Consider the following 16,802-nt stretch of genomic DNA (forward strand, 5'->3'; position numbering starts at 1 on the left):
CTCTTACGCTGGGCCGGCGCTGATGCCGGCGGTCTCGAAGGTAGCCATCTCGCTTAGCATGCGACAGGCCGCCTCGAGCAGCGGAAACGCAAGCGCCGCGCCGCTGCCCTCGCCGAGGCGCAGCTCGAGGTCGAGCAGCGGGCTCGCCTCCAGGGCCGCCAGCGCCGCGGCGTGGCCCGCTTCATGCGAGCGATGGGCAAAAATCAGGTAGTCACGTAGCCCCGGGGCCAGGCGGCAGGCCACCAGTGCCGCCACGGTGGCGATAAAGCCATCCACCAGCAGCGGTACTCGCCGCGCCGCCCCCTCCAAAAAGGCCCCGGCCATGGCGGCGATCTCCAGGCCACCGAGGCTTGCCAGCACACCGAGGGGGTCGTCGGCATCCGGCGCCCGCGCAGCGATGGCCGCCTCGATGATGGCTCGCTTGCGCGCCAGGCCGGCGTCATCGATGCCGGTGCCACGCCCCACCAGTTCGGCGACCGGGCGCCCGGTTAGCACCGCCAGCAGCGCGCTGCTGGCGGTGGTGTTGGCGATGCCCATCTCGCCGACGATCAGGCAACGGCAGCCGGCTTCCACGGCGCGTGCGGCGGCGCGCTGCCCCACGCCGATGGCCTGCATCGCCTCGCCGCGGGTCATGGCATCCTCGACGGCGAAGTTGGCGGTGCCGGCACGAACCTTCTCGTCGACCACGCCCGCCCCCGACACGACGCTGGCAACCCCGACATCGACCACCTCGAGCCGCGCGCCGATCTGCCGCGCAAAGACGTTGATCGCCGCCCCGCCGGCGACGAAGTTGGCGACCATCTGTGCCGTAACGGACTGGGGAAAGGCCGAGACGCCCTCGGCGGCCACGCCATGATCGGCGGCGAACACCAGCACCCCGGGCGGGCTGACCCGCGGGAAAGATTCCCCGCGGATGCCGGCCAGCTGCACCGCCAGCGGCTCCAGCCGCCCCAGGCTGCCCGGCGGCTTGGTCAGGGTATCGAGGTGTGCCGCCGCCTGCGCGGCGCAGGCGGCATCGACATCGGGAAGGGAAGAAAAGGCGTCGCTCACGTGCCACTCCTGGCCGCAGGTCCTGGTAAGGCGCCAATGGTAGCAGAGTCGTCGCGGCAGTTACCTTGCAGGGTCGCGCCACACCCCTATACTGTATATCCATACACACATCATGCGAGGTGCCACCGATGCCCGCCTCACAGTCAGCCGCCTTTCGGGCCCCGCTCAAGGGCCGCGGCGCCACCTATGATCCTCACAATCGCTTCGCCCCCACCCACAGCGACGCGGTGGACGACGGCTGGTGGCAGGACGAGGCGCCGGCAACGCTGGCCACCGAGGTGCGCGAGGAGCATCCCAAGACGGCGCTGTCGTGGAATCGCTCGCCGGACCTCGGCTTCGACCGCTCGATCAACCCCTACCGCGGCTGCGAGCACGGCTGCGTCTACTGCTATGCGCGGCCCAGCCACGCCTACTGGGACCTGTCGCCGGGGCTCGACTTCGAGACCAAGCTGATCGCCAAGAGCGGCCTGGTGGAGCGCCTCGAGGAGGAGCTTTGCAAGCCGGGCTATGTGTGCCGACCGATCAACCTCTCCGGCAATACCGACTGCTACCAGCCCATCGAGGCCGAGTGGCAGACCACTCGCCGGGTGCTGGAACTGCTGCTGGCCTGCCGCCATCCGGTGACTCTGGTGACCAAGAGCGCGCTGATCCTGCGCGACAGCGAGCTGCTGGCCGAGATGGCCGAGCAGCGTCTGGTGCGGGTCTTCGTCAGCCTCACCAGCCTGGATGCCAACCTCAAGCGCAGCCTGGAGCCGCGCACCGCCTCGCCCCAGGCGCGGCTGCGGGTGATTCGCGAACTCAACACCGTGGGCGTGCCGGTGGGGGCACTGCTCTCGCCGATGATTCCCGGCCTCAACGACCATGAGTTAGAATCACTGCTCGAGGCCGCCAGCCGCGCCGGTGCGCGCACCGCCGGCTGGATGCTGCTGCGCCTGCCCCACGAGGTGGCGCCACTGTTCGAAGCTTGGCTCGAGGCCCACTACCCCGAGCGCGCGGCCAAGGTGATGAGCCTGATTCGCCAGTGCCGCGGCGGCAAGGACTACGACGGCCGCTTTGGGCATCGCTTCCGCGGCGAAGGCGTCTTCGCCGACCTGCTGGCCCAGCGCTTCCAGCACGCCAGGCGCCGCCTGGGCATGGCCGAGCGCATGGAAGAGGGGCTGGACTGCAGCGCCTTTCGCCCGCCACATGCCCAGGGTGAGCTGTTCCCTTGATGGGGCACCATCGCCACTCGCTAGGTGGCTCACCATATCCGAGTACCTCGGCATCGGGCTGGGCTACACCTGACAGCGGTGACCCAGCCATCAACACCTGACCGACGACGTCACTCTGACCGCTTGGCTACTGCGCGCCCGACACATTAATCTCATTGGGTCCACGAACTTGAACGATGCCGGGGCGAAGAGGAAGATGTCCCTTTCAAGGCCATTCAATCCAGTCGGTAGCTGTCGGACGAGACGGCACGACGATCACTTAGCGCGCCTGTGATGAAGAAGAAAGATTCCGCCTCTCCCAGAGCTGAACCCAAGAAGAAGAGGACGCGACTGGCGCCAGAGGTGCGCCGCCAGCAAATCCTTGATGCCGCGCTGGTTGAGTTCAATGCGTTGGGCTTCACCGCCGCCAGCATCTCCAAGATCGCCCGTAGGGCGGGCATCTCCAAGGCGAACATCTACGTTCATTTCGCCAACAAGGACGATATGTTCGAGACGCTCCTTGAGAACCTGATGCGACGCTCCCAGGGCAACTGGAGTCGAATGCAAGACGTGCAGACCGCAGAGGAGTTCGTCGATCGCCTCATCGACTCCGCTTACGATGGCCTGACCGACGACACGATCGCCATTGCCCGGCTTCTCATCACCGAAGGCCACCGAGTGCCACACTTGCTCGCCAAATGGAGTACCGCAAACATGCAGGCGCGCATCGATCGCCAGGCGCTCGTCGATCGGCTTGTCGCAGAAGGAAAGATACAGCCCAGCCCGTTGACCGAGCATTTCAGCTTAGCGATGGCGCCCGTCGTCTATTCAGCCGTTACGCAGATGGTCCTGGACAAGGAGAAGGCGGCAGGAGAAGTGCAGGCCGTAAAAGACGCGCATCGCAAGCTGCTGTCGATGCTTTTACGGCCCGCCTAGACCGCGAGCCGACTGGTGATTCGCGTCCCGGCAAGAGGGGATGGCTCTACTGGCCGATCGTTCAGTAGTAAGATATCATGCCTAATGATCGATCGTTCATTAAGGCTTTTCTGGTTCTCATCAATGCAGGTTCGATGGGACTTGGACGCTACCATGTCCGGTCGGGAGGCGATTTCCTGTGTTCTTCCTCGGATGATGGGACCCCATGACACCACACACCTCTCCGCTCCTGCGCAAGCGTATTCCCACTGCTCTGGCGATCCTTGCCGCCGGCACCTTATCGATGGCCTCTGCGTCGGCACAAACCACCGATGCCGCACCGGACCAGGGCACGGCCAGTGCCGAAAGCAGCGACTCACAGTGGGCCATCGGTCTGGCCGGTGGCATCAACTATCAGGTCTATCGTGATTTCGACGACAGCGTGCGCGGGCTGCCATTGATCACCTATGAGAACCAGTGGATCCACGTGTTCGGACCCGGTATGGATGTGAAGCTTCCATCACTGGGGCCGGTCTCGTTCCGGCTGCGCGGGCGATACATCGGTGAGGGCTACGAATCGGACGACTCACCGTATCTCGAGGGTATGAGCGACCGCGACAGCAGTGTTTGGGTGGGAGGCGTGGCCACTTGGCGTACCGACATCGTCAACTTGTCAGCCGAAGTCCTTGCTGACGTGATGGATAACAGCAAGGGAACACGCACCAAGCTACAGATCGACCGTCGTTTTGCAACGGGAGCCTTCGGCTTTACGCCGAGGCTGGCCGCCGAATGGGTGGACAGCAAATACGTGGATTACTACTACGGGGTGGCACCGGGAGAAGTGCGAACCTGGCGCACCGCCTACGAGGGAGACTCCACGGTCAACGCCGAGGCCGGCCTGCGCATCGACTGGCGGCCGGCGCCCAAGCACGCCGTGTTTCTCGATATGGGTGCTACACGCATGGGCAGCACGATCACGGATAGCCCTCTGGTCGACGAGGACACCCAATACGGCTTCGGCGTCGGTTACTTCTACCGGTTCTAGTCGCGATACTCCTTGGGTAACATAGTGCCGAGCCAGACACGGAAGCCGAGCCATGCCCCCTGCACTGAGCAAGACCAAATCCAGTTTCTATCGTCGTCTCTATGTCGCCCACCTGATCGAACGGGGTATCGCCAGCGTACCGGCCTTGATCGAGGCCACCGGCATGCCACGGCGCACTGCGCAAGACACCATTGCCTCGCTGAGCGAGTTGGATATCCTCTGCGAGTTCGAAAGAGACGACGGTGAACGCCACAATATCGGCCGCTATCGCATCCGCGACTGGGGTGCCATCGATCCACGCTGGGTGGCCAACCACTCCATGCACCTCAAGCGCGCGCTGGGCTACCCCTGATATCTGCTGCTGACACCTGATGATGACCGCGATGACGTTCTCTGGCTGGCTTTGGCTGATCATCCTGCTGGTCGTGCTGACCGGCTGCAGCAGCCGCGCCGCCCTGCAGGCGCCCGGACCAGGCGCCGAGCCACCGCGCCTGGAGGGCAGCCAGGTGACCGCCGAAGACGGCTACCGCCTGCCACTCTGGCACTGGGCCCCGCCAGATGACCCTGCTGAGGCCATCGTCCTCGCGGTTCACGGCTTCAACGACCACGGCGGCAGCTTCGACGTGCTCGCAGAAGCACTGACCGAGCAGAATATCGCGGTGTACGCCTTCGATCAGCGCGGCTTTGGCGTCACCCGCCAGCGCCGGCTATGGCCCGGCCACCAGCGGCTGGTCGACGACATCGACCTGCTCGCCCGGCTGCTGCGTGAGCGCCATCCAGAGACTCCGCTGTACCTGGTCGGCAAAAGCATGGGCGGCGCGCTGGTGCTGCTGACCATGAGCGGCGACGACCCACCGCCGGTGGACGGCAGCGTGCTGATTGCCCCGGCGGTGTGGGGCCAGGTGGCGATGCCCTGGTACCAGCGCGCGGGGCTGTGGCTGGGCGTGCGGCTGATTCCCGACCTGGCCTTTTCGGCACGCGCCGCCGAGCGGCTAGGCATCGAGCCCACCGACGACCCGGAGATCATCGCCAAGCTGGCCAAGGATCCCCGCATCCTGCGCCGCGCGCGGGTCGATACGCTCTACGGCCTGACCCGCACCATGGATCTGGCGCTGGAGGCAGCCGACCGGGTGTCGGGCCCCGCCCTGCTGCTCTACGGTGACAACGACCAGGTGATACCCCCCGAGGCGATGTGCGCCCTGCTCGAACGGCTGCCGACCGCCGTCACGGCGGACTGGCGCCTGGCGCTCTACCCGGACGGCTACCATATGCTGACCCGCTATACCCAGCGCCAGCGTACCGAGGCCGATATCGCCGCCTGGCTCAAGGCATCCTCGGCACCGCTGCCCTCCGGGGCAGAGGTATCCCCGCAGCAGGCCCGGCAGTCACTGTGCTGACCACGCCGCTGTGCAGCAGCATTGATCATACAGTACCGATTCAGTACTATTTAGCGACTAACAATGCGTCGAGCACGCAACCTCGAACGATCCGAGCAGGCGACTCAGCACACCATGACTGCCGACCAACGCGCCACCCGAGGTATTACGCTACTGGCCATCTGGGTCGATGGCCTAGTGGGTATCGTCAAGGTCATCGTTGGTGTGATAGTGGGTTCCACGGCGCTGATCGCCGACGGCATTCACTCCTTTTCCGACCTGGTTACCGACGGTTTCGTGCTGGCCGCTACCCACTACGGCCAGCAGGGGCCGGATCACGATCACCCCTACGGCCACGGCCGCATCGAAACCCTGGCCACGCTGTTCCTGGGCAGCATGCTGATCTTCGTTGCCGGCGCCATCGCCTGGTCGAGCTTCGAGCGGTTATTGTCGAGTGCGGCGATTCCACCACCCGGCTACTGGGCCATCGGTGTAGCGCTGCTCGCGTTGCTGGCCAAGGAAGCCCTCTACCAGGCCACCATGCGCGTAGCACGCCGTACCGGCTCGCGACTGCTCGAGGCCAACGCCTGGCACTCGCGGTCCGACGTGTTCTCCACCGGCGTGGTGATCGTGGCGATGCTCGGCACCCAGTGGGGCTACGGCTGGCTGGACACCCTCGCCGCGGTGATCGTCGGACTGCTGGTCGGCAAGGTCGGCTGGAACCTGCTGTGGGAAGCCGGCCGCGAACTGGTCGACACCGCCCTGCCGGTCAGCACTCAGGAGGCCATGCGCGACGTGGCGCTGAGCGTACCCGGCGTCACCGGCATTCACGACCTGCGCACCCGGCTTTCCGCCGGGCGCACCATGCTCGACCTGCACGTGGTGGTGTCGCCGCGGATCAGTGTCTCCGAAGGTCACGAGATCGGCAATGAGGTCAGCCGGCGGCTGCGCCGATCCTTCCCGGCGCTGACCGACCTCACCTTCCACATCGATCCGGAAGACGACGCCGGTGAGGGCGACCCGAGCCGCTTCCCCGGCCTGCCGCTGCGCCCCAACGTGGAAGCAACCCTGGCCGAGCGCTGGCAGCCGCTCGAGGTATGGCCCGAGATACGCGATATCGAACTGCACTACCTGGAGGGCACCGTCACCGTGGTGGTGTGTCTCGATGAGCAGGCGCCCTTCTCTAGCCCGGAAGTCATCCAGCAGCTCGATGCACGAGCGCAGGATATCGACTGGTTTGCCCGGGTCGAGGTCAAGCGCCTGGCCAGCGCCTAGGCTTGTCAGGCTTTCGATAGTCGGCCAGCACGCTGCCACACGCCTCCACCTCCTGTTCATGCTGTGGGTCGATCCACGGCTCGGCCAGGGCCTCGGCATACCACTGCTGCATGGAGGACAGCGCCAGCAGCCGCTCGACATAGGCCGCGGAGGCCTCGCCCAGCGGCAGCCCGAAGCTCTGCACCCGAAAGGCGACCGGGGCAAAGAAGGCGTCCACGGCGCTGAATGCGGTGCCAGCCAGGAAGGGCCCACCGAAGCGCGTCAGGCCCTGCTGCCATAGCTCATCCAAACGCGCCAGACTGCCGAGCAGGGCATCATCGAGGTGCGCCATGCGTACCCGCACGCCACAGCTCATCGGGCACTGACTGCGCAGCGCCGCGAAGCCAGCATGCATTTCGGCGCTGGCACAGCGCGCCCAGGCCCGCGCCGCGGTATCGGCCGGCCATACGCCTGGGTGACGCTCGGCAAGATATTCGACGATAGCCAACGACTCCCATACCACATGCTGCCCATCTACCAGGCAGGGCACCAGGCCGGTCGGCGAGAAGTCACGAAAACGCGTCCAGCTGGAGTCGGGCTCGAAGGGACTCAACTGCTCTTCGAAGGCAATACCCAGCTCGCGCATCAGCACCCAGGGGCGCAACGACCAGGAGGAGTAGTGCTTGTTGGCGATATGCAGGCGGTACATGGCAGTCCTTGCGAAGGGTAGAGGGGCCTTCAATATAGCCGCCAGGGCAAGCGTCGGGCCAGCTCATCGCTGGGCGCCGGGCCCGCCGCCGGCAGCAGCGTCTCGGGCAGCAGCATCAGCCATTCCTGCTCGCTGAACAATCGCTGCCGGCAGTGCCGGCAACGGCTGCAGGCGCAGCCATCATCAAGCGTCTCGTTCTCCAACGCCTCGAGCCCGCCGCTGACCTGCACCGCCTCGGCATCCAGCACCAGCCAGCCCTGCCCTTGTTCATCGCGGCCCTGCGCCAGTGGCTCCGCGGTGACGATCAGCGTCACCGCACCGCACTCGCAGTCGCCTTGGTAGTAGGGGCCATTACTCATCTTGCCTCCTTATTCGATTGCACTGGCAGTGTAGCGCCCTGCCCGGCACAGCGGTCATCTCCGTGTCGCCCAGCGTTCACCGTTCGGTCATCAATCGGTCATTCGGGATAGCTAATGTGACGGCCAGCGTGGCGCACCGGACGGATGAATACTGCTACCACGCACCGACATCATCCAAGGAGCCTGTCATGTCGCACTTTCCTCTCAAGGCACTGGCCATCGGCGCTGCTGCCGCCAGTCTTTCCTTGCCGGCTCAAGCCGCCACCGAAGTACGCTGGTGGCACGCCATGGGCGGTGAACTCGGCGAAATTCTCGAGGGCATCACCGACGACTTCAATGCCTCCCAGGACGACTATCGCGTACGGCCCAGCTATCGCGGCAACTATACCGAGACCATGACCGGGGCAATCGCCGCCTTCCGGGCTAATGAGCAACCACATATCGTTCAAGTGTTCGAGGTCGGCACCGGCACCATGATGGCCGCCGAAGGCGCCACTTACCCTATCTATCAGTTGATGGAAGATCACGGTCGCGCTTTCGACCGCGAGGCCTTCCTGCCCGCCGTGGTCGGCTATTACACCGACACCGACGGCAACATGCTGTCGTTTCCGTTCAACTCCTCGACGCCGATCATGTACTACAACCGCGACGTCTTCGAAGCCGCCGGACTCGACCCCGACACTCCACCGCAAACCTGGGAGGAGATCGCAGAATTCTCCGCTCAGATTCGTGAAGCCGATGCCGCGCGCTGTGGCTTCACCACCTCCTGGCCGAGTTGGGTGATGCTGGAAAACCTCTCGGCCATGCACGACTCACCACTGGGCACATTGGAGAATGGCTTCGCTGGTTTCGAGACCGAGCTCACGTTCAACAATGCGCTGGTGGCGCGTCACTGGGACAACCTCAAGGCCTGGGAAGACGAGGGCATCTTCCGCTGGGGCGGTCCGGGTCCCGGCGATGACGCTGCTCCGATGTTCTACGCTGGCGACTGCGCCATCTTCTTCGGCTCCTCCGCGGCACGCGCCGGGGTAATGGCCAACACCGACTTCGCCGTCGGCTACGGTATGCTGCCGTACTACTCAGACGTGGAAGGCGCTCCGCAGAACTCGATCATTGGCGGCGCCACTCTATGGACCCTGCGCGGCCACAGTGACGAAGAGTACGAAGCGGTAGCAGCCTTCTTCGAGTACCTCTCCAGCGCCGAGGTCCAGGCCGACTGGCACCAGCGCACCGGCTACCTGCCGATCACCCAGGCCGCCTGGGACCTGAGCGAGGAGCAGGGTTTCTACGCCGAGAACCCCGGTACCGATATCTCCATCGAACAGATGACCCTCAACGAGCCCACCGAGAACTCCAAGGGGTTGCGCTTCGGCAACTTCGTGCAGATCCGCGACATCATCTCCGAGGAGATGGAAGCGGTGATGTCGGGCAGCAAGGACGGCGAGCAGGCCGCCGATGAGGCGGTGCGTCGCGGCAACGCCCTGCTGCGTGATTTCGAAGCCGCCAACCAGTAAGCCTCTCATCAGTAAGCCTGCCGGGCACTGCCGCAGGCGGCAGTGCCCATCGCATTCACTGCGAGGACTCGATGCAGACCAAACGCATGACCTTTCCCGGGCGCTGGCTCCCCTACGCCCTGCTGGCCCCCCAGGTCGTCATCACGCTGATCTTCTTCATTTGGCCGGCGAGTCAGGCACTCTACCAGTCGCTGCTGCGCGAAGATGCTTTTGGCCTGCGCACGACCTTCGTGGGTCTTGAGAACTTCGTCCGACTGTTCGGCGATCCGCTGTATCTCAACTCGATGAAGGTCACGCTGATCTTTTCGCTCGGCACTACGCTGCTGTCGATGTCGCTGGCACTATTGCTGGCAGTCACCGTCAACCGCATGATCCGCTCGCGCAGCAGCTACACCACCCTGCTGGTGTGGCCCTACGCCATCGCCCCTGCAATCGCCGGGGTACTGTGGTGGTTTATTTTCAACCCATCGATCGGCATCGTGCCCTACCTGCTCGACATGCTCGGCTACCGCTGGAACCACCGCACCTCGGGTGGCGATGCCATGCTGCTGGTGATCATTGCTGCCGCCTGGAAGCAGATCTCCTACAACGTCCTGTTCTTCCTCGCTGGCCTGCAATCGATCCCCCAGTCGCTGATCGAAGCTGCTGCCATCGATGGCGCAAGTCCATTGAAACGCTTCTGGACCATTGTCTTTCCGCTGCTGTCGCCCACTACCTTCTTCTTGCTGGTAGTCAATGTGGTCTATGCCATGTTCGATACCTTCGGGGTGATCCATGCCACCACCAGTGGCGGACCGTCGCAAGCCACCAATATTCTCGTCTACAAGGTCTATGCCGATGGCTTCGTCGGCCTCAACCTCGGCTCGTCGGCAGCCCAGTCGGTGATCCTGATGGCAATCGTCATTGCACTGACGGTCGTGCAATTTCGTTTCATCGAACGACGTGTCAACTACTAGCACTCTGGTCAGGATATTCCCATGGTAGAGAACCGCCCCTGGTCGAACCTGTTCGCCCATCTCATCCTGATCGCCGGCGTGGCGCTGGTGCTTTTCCCCGTCTACGTCGCGATCATCGCCTCTACGCAGGGCCCCGGCCAGTTCCTGCGCGGCACCCTGCCACTGCTGCCTGGCGGGCATGCCATCGATAACTACCGTGCCATGCTCGATACCGGCCTGTCGCGAGCCGGAGCCCCACCCGTTGGGCTGATGCTGTGGAACAGCTTCATCATGGCCATGGCCATCACCATCGGCAAGCTGGCGATCTCGCTGCTCTCGGCGTTTGCCATCGTCTATTTCCGCTTTCCTTTTCGGGTGTTCTTCTTCTGGCTGATCTTCATCACCCTGATGCTGCCCGTCGAGGTACGCATCATTCCGACCTTCCAGGTCGTCGCCAATCTCGGCATGCTCAACAGCTTCGCCGGGCTGTCGATCCCGCTGATCGCCTCGGCGACAGCCACCTTTCTATTTCGCCAGTTCTTCATGACCGTCCCCGAAGAACTGTTGGAAGCCGCCCGGGTCGACGGTGCCGGACCGCTCAAGTTCTTCAAGGACATTCTGCTGCCGCTATCGATCACCAACATCGCCGCACTGTTCGTGATCATGTTCATCTACGGTTGGAATCAGTACCTGTGGCCGCTGCTGATCACCACCGATCCCGACTATTACACCGTGGTCATGGGCATTCAGCGCATGACAACCGCTGCCGACGGTGACCCGCTGTGGCACCTGGTGATGGCGGCAGTGGTTATGGCCGCCTTACCGCCGGTGCTGGTGATCCTGTTCATGCAACGACTGTTCGTAAAAGGCCTGACCGAAACGGAGAAATAAGATGGCAAGCATCACCCTGGAAGGCCTGAAGAAGAGCTATGACGGCAAGATTCAGGCGGTCAAGGGCATCGATCTGGAGGTCGCCGATGGCGAGTTCATCGTGCTGGTCGGGCCTTCAGGCTGCGGCAAGTCGACCCTGCTACGCATGGTGGCCGGCCTGGAAACTATCAGCCAAGGCGAACTGCGCATCGGCGAGCGACGAGTCAACGACCTGGAGCCCGCCGAGCGCGATATCGCCATGGTCTTCCAGAACTACGCGCTCTACCCACATATGACGGTGTTCGACAACCTCGCCTATGGCCTCAAGAATCGCGGCTTCAAGCGCCATGACATCGAGCGTCGCGTTGCCGATACGGCGCGGATGCTGGAAATCGAGACGTTCCTTACGCGCAAGCCGCGCCAGCTATCGGGAGGGCAGCGCCAACGAGTGGCCATGGGACGCGCACTGGTGCGCGAGCCGGCCGCTTTCCTGCTCGATGAACCGCTCTCCAACCTCGACGCCAAACTGCGCGTGCAGATGCGCGTGGAAATAAAGCAGCTCCAGCGCCGACTCAAGACCACCAGCCTGTATGTCACCCATGACCAGCTCGAGGCCATGACCCTTGGTGACAGGCTGGTGGTGCTCAACCAGGGGCAAATCGAGCAAGTAGGCACGCCCATGGAGATCTATACCAGACCGGCGACGATGTTCGTTGCCACCTTTATCGGCTCACCGGCCATGAACATGCTTCCCGTCGACTATCTCAAGGAGCGCGGTACCAACGGCGTGCTCGACAACCTTCCTCAAGGCACCGACATCGTTGGCGTGCGTCCCGACGATATGCGCATGCAGGCACCGGCGCAGCCGCACTTGGTCGTGGAGTCGACGCTCGAGTTGCTCGAGGCCGCCGGCGCCGAGAGCCATCTCTATGTACGTCTGGCCGGCAGCGAACAACCCACCGTCATCCGAACCTCTGGGCAACCACCTGTGGCGGAGGGCGAGACGCTTCGTTTCCACGTCATCCGCGACGCACTGCATCCCTTCAATCGTGACACAGGCCAGCGCACAGATTGTTAACACTACATTGTCACCACGACGTCACTGTTAGCGTTCAGGATGGCGCATATCAGCCGCCGTGCCGAGTCCTCGTCCATGAAGATACTGATGCTCTCCGACGTCTACTTCCCGCGCATCAACGGCGTCTCTACGTCTATCGCCAGCTTTCGCGATGCGCTGGAGCGACTCGGCCATTCGGTCACCTTGATCTGCCCTGACTACCCTGTAGGGCAGTTGGATGAACCGAACGTGCTGCGCGTCGTCTCCCGCGGCGTGGCGAACTCTCCCGAGGATCGCATGATGCACTACCGTAAGGTGCTGGCCTTGACGCCACGCCTCGCCGCGGAGGACTTCGACCTGGTGCATATTCACACCCCTTTCGTCGCGCACTATGCCGGCACGGCACTGGCGCGACGGCTGGGTTGCCCTGCCCTGGCGACCTATCACACCCTGTTCGAGGCGTATCTGCCCCTCTACGTACGCGGTATACCCAGCGGCTGGCTGCGCTTTATCGCCCGGCGCCTCTCGGTGCGCCAGTGCCGCCGGCTCGCGGCTCTGGTGGCACCCTCCCATGCCATGCGCGAGACGCTGGAAGGCTATGGCGTCAAGACGCCCATGGCGGTGATCCCCACCGGCCTGGCGCTGGAGCGCTTCCGCCACCCCGCCGAGGAAGAGGATTTTCGCGCCCGCTACGGACTGCCGGAGAACACCCGCCTGCTGCTGTTCGTCGGGCGCCTCGCCTTCGAGAAGAACATCGCGTTCCTGATCGACCTGCTACCACGGATACTCGCCGAGCACCCCGATACGCGCCTGATCATCACCGGCGAGGGGCCGGCCCGGGCCGAACTGGCTCGCCGGGCACGGCAGATCGGCATGGCCTACGCGGTGCGCTTCCTCGGCTACCTGGATCGCCATGGTCAGTTGCAAGCCGCCTATCGCGCCGCCGATCTGTTCGTCTTCGCCTCGCGCACCGAAACCCAAGGACTGGTAGTACTGGAAGCCCTGGCGCTGGGCACCCCGGTGGTATCCACCGCCATCATGGGTACAGGCGACGTGCTGGTGGATGGCGAGGGCTGCCTGATCGCCGAGGAGGATCTCGACGACTTCGCCGCCAAGGTAAATCGGCTGCTGGCAGACGAGGCACTGCGCAGTGAGCTGGCACGCCGTGCCGTAGATTATTCAGGAGGCTGGCACGAGGACACCAAGGGCGCCGAACTGGCCGCACTCTATGCGCAGCTGTGTGCCAAGCAGGCTCCTCAGCCGAATGCCGTTGAGGCAATGCCTAACGAATCGGCAGGAGCACCACCTTCAACGGCACCGGTAGCGCCGCTGACATCTCGAGTGGAAGGCTGAAGCAAATTATGGTGACTCTTAGGCAAGCACGCAGCGCCGATTACCGTCAGCTCTTTGAACTCTACGAGGAACTCAACCCCTTGGATCCCGCTCCTGACACAAGGGAGTGGCTCATCTTTGAGAAGATTCTCAACAATGACGATCTCATACTATTCGTCGCCGAGTCGACTAACCAACTACTGGCGACTTGCTATCTCAATATCATTCCTAACCTTACCCGAGGCGGCTACCCCTACGCACTAATCGAGAATGTCGTAACGCGTGCCTCACATCGTCATCAAGGCATCGGCAAACAGCTTTTGCTATATGCGCAGGCACATGCCTGGTCTCGCGATTGTTACAAAATCATGCTGTTGACAGGCTCGGAAGATGAATCGACCCATGCATTCTATCTTGCCTGCGGATTTTCTGGGGACATGAAGCATGGATACATAATCCGCCGCTAATGAAATACGGAGCTCATATGATCGACAAGCTTGAAACGCTAAGCGACACCCTGCAGCGCGCTGCCAGAGCGGCCGGCGATATCCTGCGTGAAGGCTACCACGCTGCCGGCACCATCGAGTTTGACCGCAAGGGGGCCTCGGACTTCGTCAGCCATTACGACCGGGCGGCGGAACAGGCGATCATCGACACGATACGCCTGGCTCATCCTGAAGTGGGTTTCCTTGGCGAAGAGAGCGGCATCACCCCCGCTGGCGACAGCGACCTCCGCGTGGTCATCGACCCTCTGGACGGTACCAACAATTTTCTTCACAAGGTGCCCCACTTTTCCGTCTCCATCGCCCTAGAGCGCGGTGAAGAGCTGCTGATGGGGGTGGTCTACCAGCCCCTGCTCGATGAAATGCTCTGGGCCGTTCACGGTCGGGGCGCATTCCTGGGTGATCAGCGCTTGCGCCTCCCCCCAGCCAGACCGCTCAACGAAATGCTGGTCGGTACCTGCCTGCCCTACCACGGCAAAGGGGAGTGCCAACTCAGTTGCCGCCAGCTAGCCCATATCATGCCGCAAGTGTCCGGGATCCGCAGTCCCGGCTCGGCTGCGCTAGAAGTCGCCTATGTAGCACTCGGACGTTTCGATGCCTTCTGGTCACAGGGCGCCAAACTGGAGTGGTGGGATATTGCCGCCGGCATCATCATCGCCCGCGAAGCGGGCTGTAAGGTCACCGACCTGAGTGGCAACTCGACGCCACGCGAGTGGCACAGCTTGCTGGTAGCCCACCCTGACCGGCATGGGCCTTTGGCTGAGTGTCTGACGCACTGAGCGCGGCGACTGGCATGCTGCCCCACTTCGGCAGATTACCAGTACACCGCACCCAGGCCCAAGATCGCAACTACCGCGACCAGTAGCCACCGCCTATTCACCGCTGTCCTCGGCCGCCAGGTCGACGATACGCCCTTGCGGCGCATGGCTTACCTCGTCGAGCTCGAGCAGATGGTCGCGCAGCATCTCCCAATCGGTGGTGCCGACGATGGTGCCGCGGCCGTCGTCATAGGCCGCTCCCAGCACGTGATGGCTGTCGCCACCGGCAGCGGTGAAATGGTTGGTGGCGATGGTATAGCGCTGGTCCGGCGCAATCGCATCCAGCGAGCCGTCGACCTCGACCTCCAGGGTCACGACCCGCTCGCCCGGCGCTTCGCGGCTGTCGTATACCAGCTGCGTGCCGTCGGAGACATGCAGGAAGCCACCATTCTCGCCTGGCGCATCGGCCAGGGCGATCTCGAAGGTTTCGATCAGCTCGGCGCCGCTTAGCTCGACCAGCGTCAGGCGGTTGCCGAAGGGCTGCACGGCGATGAGGTCGCCAACGGTAACCTCGCCTGCCGGCAGCGGCTGGCGAATGCCGCCGCCGTTCTGCAGCGCCATCAGCGTGTCGGTTTCCACCCGCCGGGCGGCGGCCAGCTGGCCATCGGCGATCAGGTTGCCCAGCGCCGTCTCGTTGGCGCGCACGCTCTGCTCATCGCCATCGCCGTGGCGCGGGTTGGCCAGGGTCTCCGCCAGCGCCACGCCTACCGTCTCGTCGCGCAGGGACTCGATGGCCGCCGTGTAGGGCGCCAGCATCTCCGCGGCTTGGGGGTCGGGGTCGCTGTTCTCCACCGCCAGCAGCTCGCCGCTGACATCCACCACCATGCCGTCGCCGTCGAAGATCACCTCCATCACGCCGAGATATTCACCGTACTCGCCGGCCTGACCGATGACCGTTGGTGCCATGGTCTCGCCGCGCTGGTTCTCGGTGACCAGGGTCGGCGGGTCGAGCCGGGTATGGCTATGCCCGCCGATGATGATATCGATACCTTCGACCTGCTGGGCCAGCAGCAGGTCATTGCCGACGCTGGGATCACTGTCATAGCCGAGGTGGGTCAAGGCGATGATCTTGTCGATGCCTTCGGCTTCGAAGCGCTCGACCATCGCCTCGGCGGCCTCACGGTAGTCGCTGAAGCTCACGTCACCGGGGCTCGAGATATTCGGCGTGTCTTGGGTATTGAGGCCGAAGATGCCGATGCGCTCACCTTGATGCTCGACCACGATGCCGTCATGGATCGTGCCGCCCTCGGGTGCCTCGGCCAGCGACTCGCCGAGCAGCGCCTCAAACTCGGGTGACGCGGAAAAGTCCATGTTGGCGGCGACGATCGGGAACTCGGCGGCCTCGAAGAAGGCCGCCAGCGCCAGATGCCCCTCCTCCGGGTCGCCAAGATCGAACTCATGGTTACCGGGCACGAAGGCGTCGTAGCCCATCAGGTTCATGAACTCGACGGCGTCCTGGCCGTGGAACTCGGTGAAGTAGAGCGTACCGGAGAAGATGTCGCCGGCATCGAGCAGCAGACCGTCGCCGTGGCGCTCGCGCGCCTTGGCGAGCGTGCTGACCAGCTGCGGATAGGCGTCGGTGCGGCCGTGCAGATCATTGGTATGGAACAGCGTGAGGGTATAGCGCTCATCGGCGGGATCGGCACTCACCAGCCCCGCAACAAGCAGGCCCGCAAGGCCGACCACCAGACACCCTTGTCCATTTCGCATCGTGACGACTCCTTTCGTTGATGAGGCAGGTTCCCCAGGCATGATGAGCTGTCTCCCATCCCTGCCTATATTAGCACTCACCCTCTGGGAGAGCCGACATCTCACTGTCATGTGGTGCTCTTAGGCTAAGCGGACAAGGTGAAGCTCAACGCGACCGCAGGAAGT

Annotated in this window: 17 protein-coding genes; 13 read left to right on the plus strand and 4 right to left on the minus strand. The window is 63.7% G+C overall.

Annotated elements, in window-relative coordinates:
* Window positions 1–3: 3 nt before the first annotated feature.
* Window positions 4–1,050, minus strand: coding sequence for a nicotinate-nucleotide--dimethylbenzimidazole phosphoribosyltransferase (gene cobT, locus QC821_RS02515; protein ID WP_309716539.1), 1,047 nt, complete (start codon window positions 1,048–1,050; stop codon window positions 4–6).
* A 128-nt stretch (window positions 1,051–1,178) separates the two neighbouring features.
* Between cobT and QC821_RS02520 the strand changes: the two genes are divergently transcribed.
* The 6 genes from QC821_RS02520 to QC821_RS02545 all read left to right on the plus strand — a co-directional run bounded on the left by QC821_RS02520 (window position 1,179) and on the right by QC821_RS02545 (window position 6,851).
* A complete protein-coding gene (locus tag QC821_RS02520) occupies window positions 1,179–2,261 on the plus strand; it encodes a PA0069 family radical SAM protein (protein WP_309716542.1) in 1,083 nt (360 codons plus the stop codon).
* Window positions 2,262–2,534: 273 nt separating this feature from the next.
* Window positions 2,535–3,176: a TetR/AcrR family transcriptional regulator gene (locus tag QC821_RS02525; RefSeq protein ID WP_163503747.1), complete on the plus strand. Its 642-nt coding sequence runs from the start codon at window positions 2,535–2,537 to the stop codon at window positions 3,174–3,176.
* Window positions 3,177–3,381: 205 nt separating this feature from the next.
* Window positions 3,382–4,200: a MipA/OmpV family protein gene (locus QC821_RS02530; RefSeq protein ID WP_240457698.1), complete on the plus strand. Its 819-nt coding sequence runs from the start codon at window positions 3,382–3,384 to the stop codon at window positions 4,198–4,200.
* A gap of 52 nt (window positions 4,201–4,252) precedes the next feature.
* Window positions 4,253–4,552, plus strand: coding sequence for a winged helix-turn-helix domain-containing protein (locus tag QC821_RS02535; RefSeq protein WP_163503748.1), 300 nt, complete (start codon window positions 4,253–4,255; stop codon window positions 4,550–4,552).
* Window positions 4,553–4,583: 31 nt separating this feature from the next.
* Window positions 4,584–5,597 carry an alpha/beta hydrolase gene (locus QC821_RS02540; RefSeq protein ID WP_240457699.1) on the plus strand — a complete coding sequence of 338 codons (1,014 nt, stop codon included), beginning with the start codon at window positions 4,584–4,586 and terminating at the stop codon, window positions 5,595–5,597.
* A gap of 114 nt (window positions 5,598–5,711) precedes the next feature.
* Window positions 5,712–6,851: a cation diffusion facilitator family transporter gene (locus QC821_RS02545; protein WP_309716553.1), complete on the plus strand. Its 1,140-nt coding sequence runs from the start codon at window positions 5,712–5,714 to the stop codon at window positions 6,849–6,851.
* Here the strand turns inward: QC821_RS02545 and QC821_RS02550 are convergent.
* The gene (locus QC821_RS02550) at window positions 6,829–7,539 is read right to left on the minus strand and encodes a glutathione S-transferase family protein (protein ID WP_163503750.1); all 711 of its coding nucleotides are present in this window, start codon (window positions 7,537–7,539) and stop codon (window positions 6,829–6,831) included. The two genes, QC821_RS02545 and QC821_RS02550, sit on opposite strands and share 23 nt — an antisense overlap.
* 29 nt (window positions 7,540–7,568) lie before the next feature.
* Window positions 7,569–7,898: a hypothetical protein gene (locus tag QC821_RS02555; protein ID WP_163503751.1), complete on the minus strand. Its 330-nt coding sequence runs from the start codon at window positions 7,896–7,898 to the stop codon at window positions 7,569–7,571.
* A gap of 188 nt (window positions 7,899–8,086) precedes the next feature.
* On the opposite strand from QC821_RS02555, the gene ugpB reads away from it, so the two are divergent.
* The 7 genes from ugpB (at window position 8,087) to QC821_RS02590 (ending at window position 14,888) form a co-directional block, all read left to right on the plus strand.
* Window positions 8,087–9,412, plus strand: a complete 1,326-nt coding sequence (ugpB, locus tag QC821_RS02560; RefSeq protein ID WP_163503752.1) for a sn-glycerol-3-phosphate ABC transporter substrate-binding protein UgpB — start codon at window positions 8,087–8,089, stop codon at window positions 9,410–9,412.
* A 71-nt stretch (window positions 9,413–9,483) separates the two neighbouring features.
* Window positions 9,484–10,368 (plus strand): sn-glycerol-3-phosphate ABC transporter permease UgpA, encoded by an 885-nt coding sequence (gene ugpA, locus QC821_RS02565; protein ID WP_163503753.1) that lies wholly within the window; start codon window positions 9,484–9,486, stop codon window positions 10,366–10,368.
* Window positions 10,369–10,389: 21 nt separating this feature from the next.
* The gene (gene ugpE / locus QC821_RS02570) at window positions 10,390–11,238 is read left to right on the plus strand and encodes a sn-glycerol-3-phosphate ABC transporter permease UgpE (RefSeq protein WP_163503754.1); all 849 of its coding nucleotides are present in this window, start codon (window positions 10,390–10,392) and stop codon (window positions 11,236–11,238) included.
* A 1-nt stretch (window position 11,239) separates the two neighbouring features.
* Window positions 11,240–12,295 carry a sn-glycerol-3-phosphate import ATP-binding protein UgpC gene (locus QC821_RS02575; RefSeq protein WP_309716564.1) on the plus strand — a complete coding sequence of 352 codons (1,056 nt, stop codon included), beginning with the start codon at window positions 11,240–11,242 and terminating at the stop codon, window positions 12,293–12,295.
* Between the two features lie 75 nt (window positions 12,296–12,370).
* Window positions 12,371–13,627 carry a glycosyltransferase gene (locus tag QC821_RS02580; protein ID WP_240457700.1) on the plus strand — a complete coding sequence of 419 codons (1,257 nt, stop codon included), beginning with the start codon at window positions 12,371–12,373 and terminating at the stop codon, window positions 13,625–13,627.
* Between the two features lie 8 nt (window positions 13,628–13,635).
* The gene (locus tag QC821_RS02585) at window positions 13,636–14,073 is read left to right on the plus strand and encodes a GNAT family N-acetyltransferase (RefSeq protein ID WP_163503757.1); all 438 of its coding nucleotides are present in this window, start codon (window positions 13,636–13,638) and stop codon (window positions 14,071–14,073) included.
* A gap of 17 nt (window positions 14,074–14,090) precedes the next feature.
* A complete protein-coding gene (locus tag QC821_RS02590; protein WP_163503758.1) occupies window positions 14,091–14,888 on the plus strand; it encodes an inositol monophosphatase family protein in 798 nt (265 codons plus the stop codon).
* 93 nt (window positions 14,889–14,981) lie between these two features.
* On the opposite strand, the gene QC821_RS02595 is transcribed toward QC821_RS02590, so the two are convergent.
* Window positions 14,982–16,637: a bifunctional metallophosphatase/5'-nucleotidase gene (locus QC821_RS02595; RefSeq protein ID WP_309716570.1), complete on the minus strand. Its 1,656-nt coding sequence runs from the start codon at window positions 16,635–16,637 to the stop codon at window positions 14,982–14,984.
* Window positions 16,638–16,802: the final 165 nt, after the last annotated feature.

Origin of the sequence: Franzmannia qiaohouensis, assembly GCF_031451695.1 — a bacterium.
Taxonomy (GTDB): domain Bacteria; phylum Pseudomonadota; class Gammaproteobacteria; order Pseudomonadales; family Halomonadaceae; genus Franzmannia; species Franzmannia qiaohouensis.

What these genes read in the sequence shown, in the direction of transcription:
- QC821_RS02520 (WP_309716542.1), top strand. Translation starts at nt 1,179, where the DNA reads ATGCCCGCCTCACAGTCAGCCGCCTTTCGGGCCCCGCTCAAGGGCCGC.
- QC821_RS02525 (WP_163503747.1), top strand. Translation starts at nt 2,535, where the DNA reads ATGAAGAAGAAAGATTCCGCCTCTCCCAGAGCTGAACCCAAGAAGAAG.
- QC821_RS02530 (WP_240457698.1), top strand. Translation starts at nt 3,382, where the DNA reads ATGACACCACACACCTCTCCGCTCCTGCGCAAGCGTATTCCCACTGCT.
- QC821_RS02535 (WP_163503748.1), top strand. Translation starts at nt 4,253, where the DNA reads ATGCCCCCTGCACTGAGCAAGACCAAATCCAGTTTCTATCGTCGTCTC.
- QC821_RS02540 (WP_240457699.1), top strand. Translation starts at nt 4,584, where the DNA reads ATGACGTTCTCTGGCTGGCTTTGGCTGATCATCCTGCTGGTCGTGCTG.
- QC821_RS02545 (WP_309716553.1), top strand. Translation starts at nt 5,712, where the DNA reads ATGACTGCCGACCAACGCGCCACCCGAGGTATTACGCTACTGGCCATC.
- QC821_RS02550 (WP_163503750.1), bottom strand. Translation starts at nt 7,539, where the DNA reads ATGTACCGCCTGCATATCGCCAACAAGCACTACTCCTCCTGGTCGTTG.
- QC821_RS02555 (WP_163503751.1), bottom strand. Translation starts at nt 7,898, where the DNA reads ATGAGTAATGGCCCCTACTACCAAGGCGACTGCGAGTGCGGTGCGGTG.
- ugpB (WP_163503752.1), top strand. Translation starts at nt 8,087, where the DNA reads ATGTCGCACTTTCCTCTCAAGGCACTGGCCATCGGCGCTGCTGCCGCC.
- ugpA (WP_163503753.1), top strand. Translation starts at nt 9,484, where the DNA reads ATGCAGACCAAACGCATGACCTTTCCCGGGCGCTGGCTCCCCTACGCC.
- ugpE (WP_163503754.1), top strand. Translation starts at nt 10,390, where the DNA reads ATGGTAGAGAACCGCCCCTGGTCGAACCTGTTCGCCCATCTCATCCTG.
- QC821_RS02575 (WP_309716564.1), top strand. Translation starts at nt 11,240, where the DNA reads ATGGCAAGCATCACCCTGGAAGGCCTGAAGAAGAGCTATGACGGCAAG.
- QC821_RS02580 (WP_240457700.1), top strand. Translation starts at nt 12,371, where the DNA reads ATGAAGATACTGATGCTCTCCGACGTCTACTTCCCGCGCATCAACGGC.
- QC821_RS02585 (WP_163503757.1), top strand. Translation starts at nt 13,636, where the DNA reads ATGGTGACTCTTAGGCAAGCACGCAGCGCCGATTACCGTCAGCTCTTT.
- QC821_RS02590 (WP_163503758.1), top strand. Translation starts at nt 14,091, where the DNA reads ATGATCGACAAGCTTGAAACGCTAAGCGACACCCTGCAGCGCGCTGCC.
- QC821_RS02595 (WP_309716570.1), bottom strand. Translation starts at nt 16,637, where the DNA reads ATGCGAAATGGACAAGGGTGTCTGGTGGTCGGCCTTGCGGGCCTGCTT.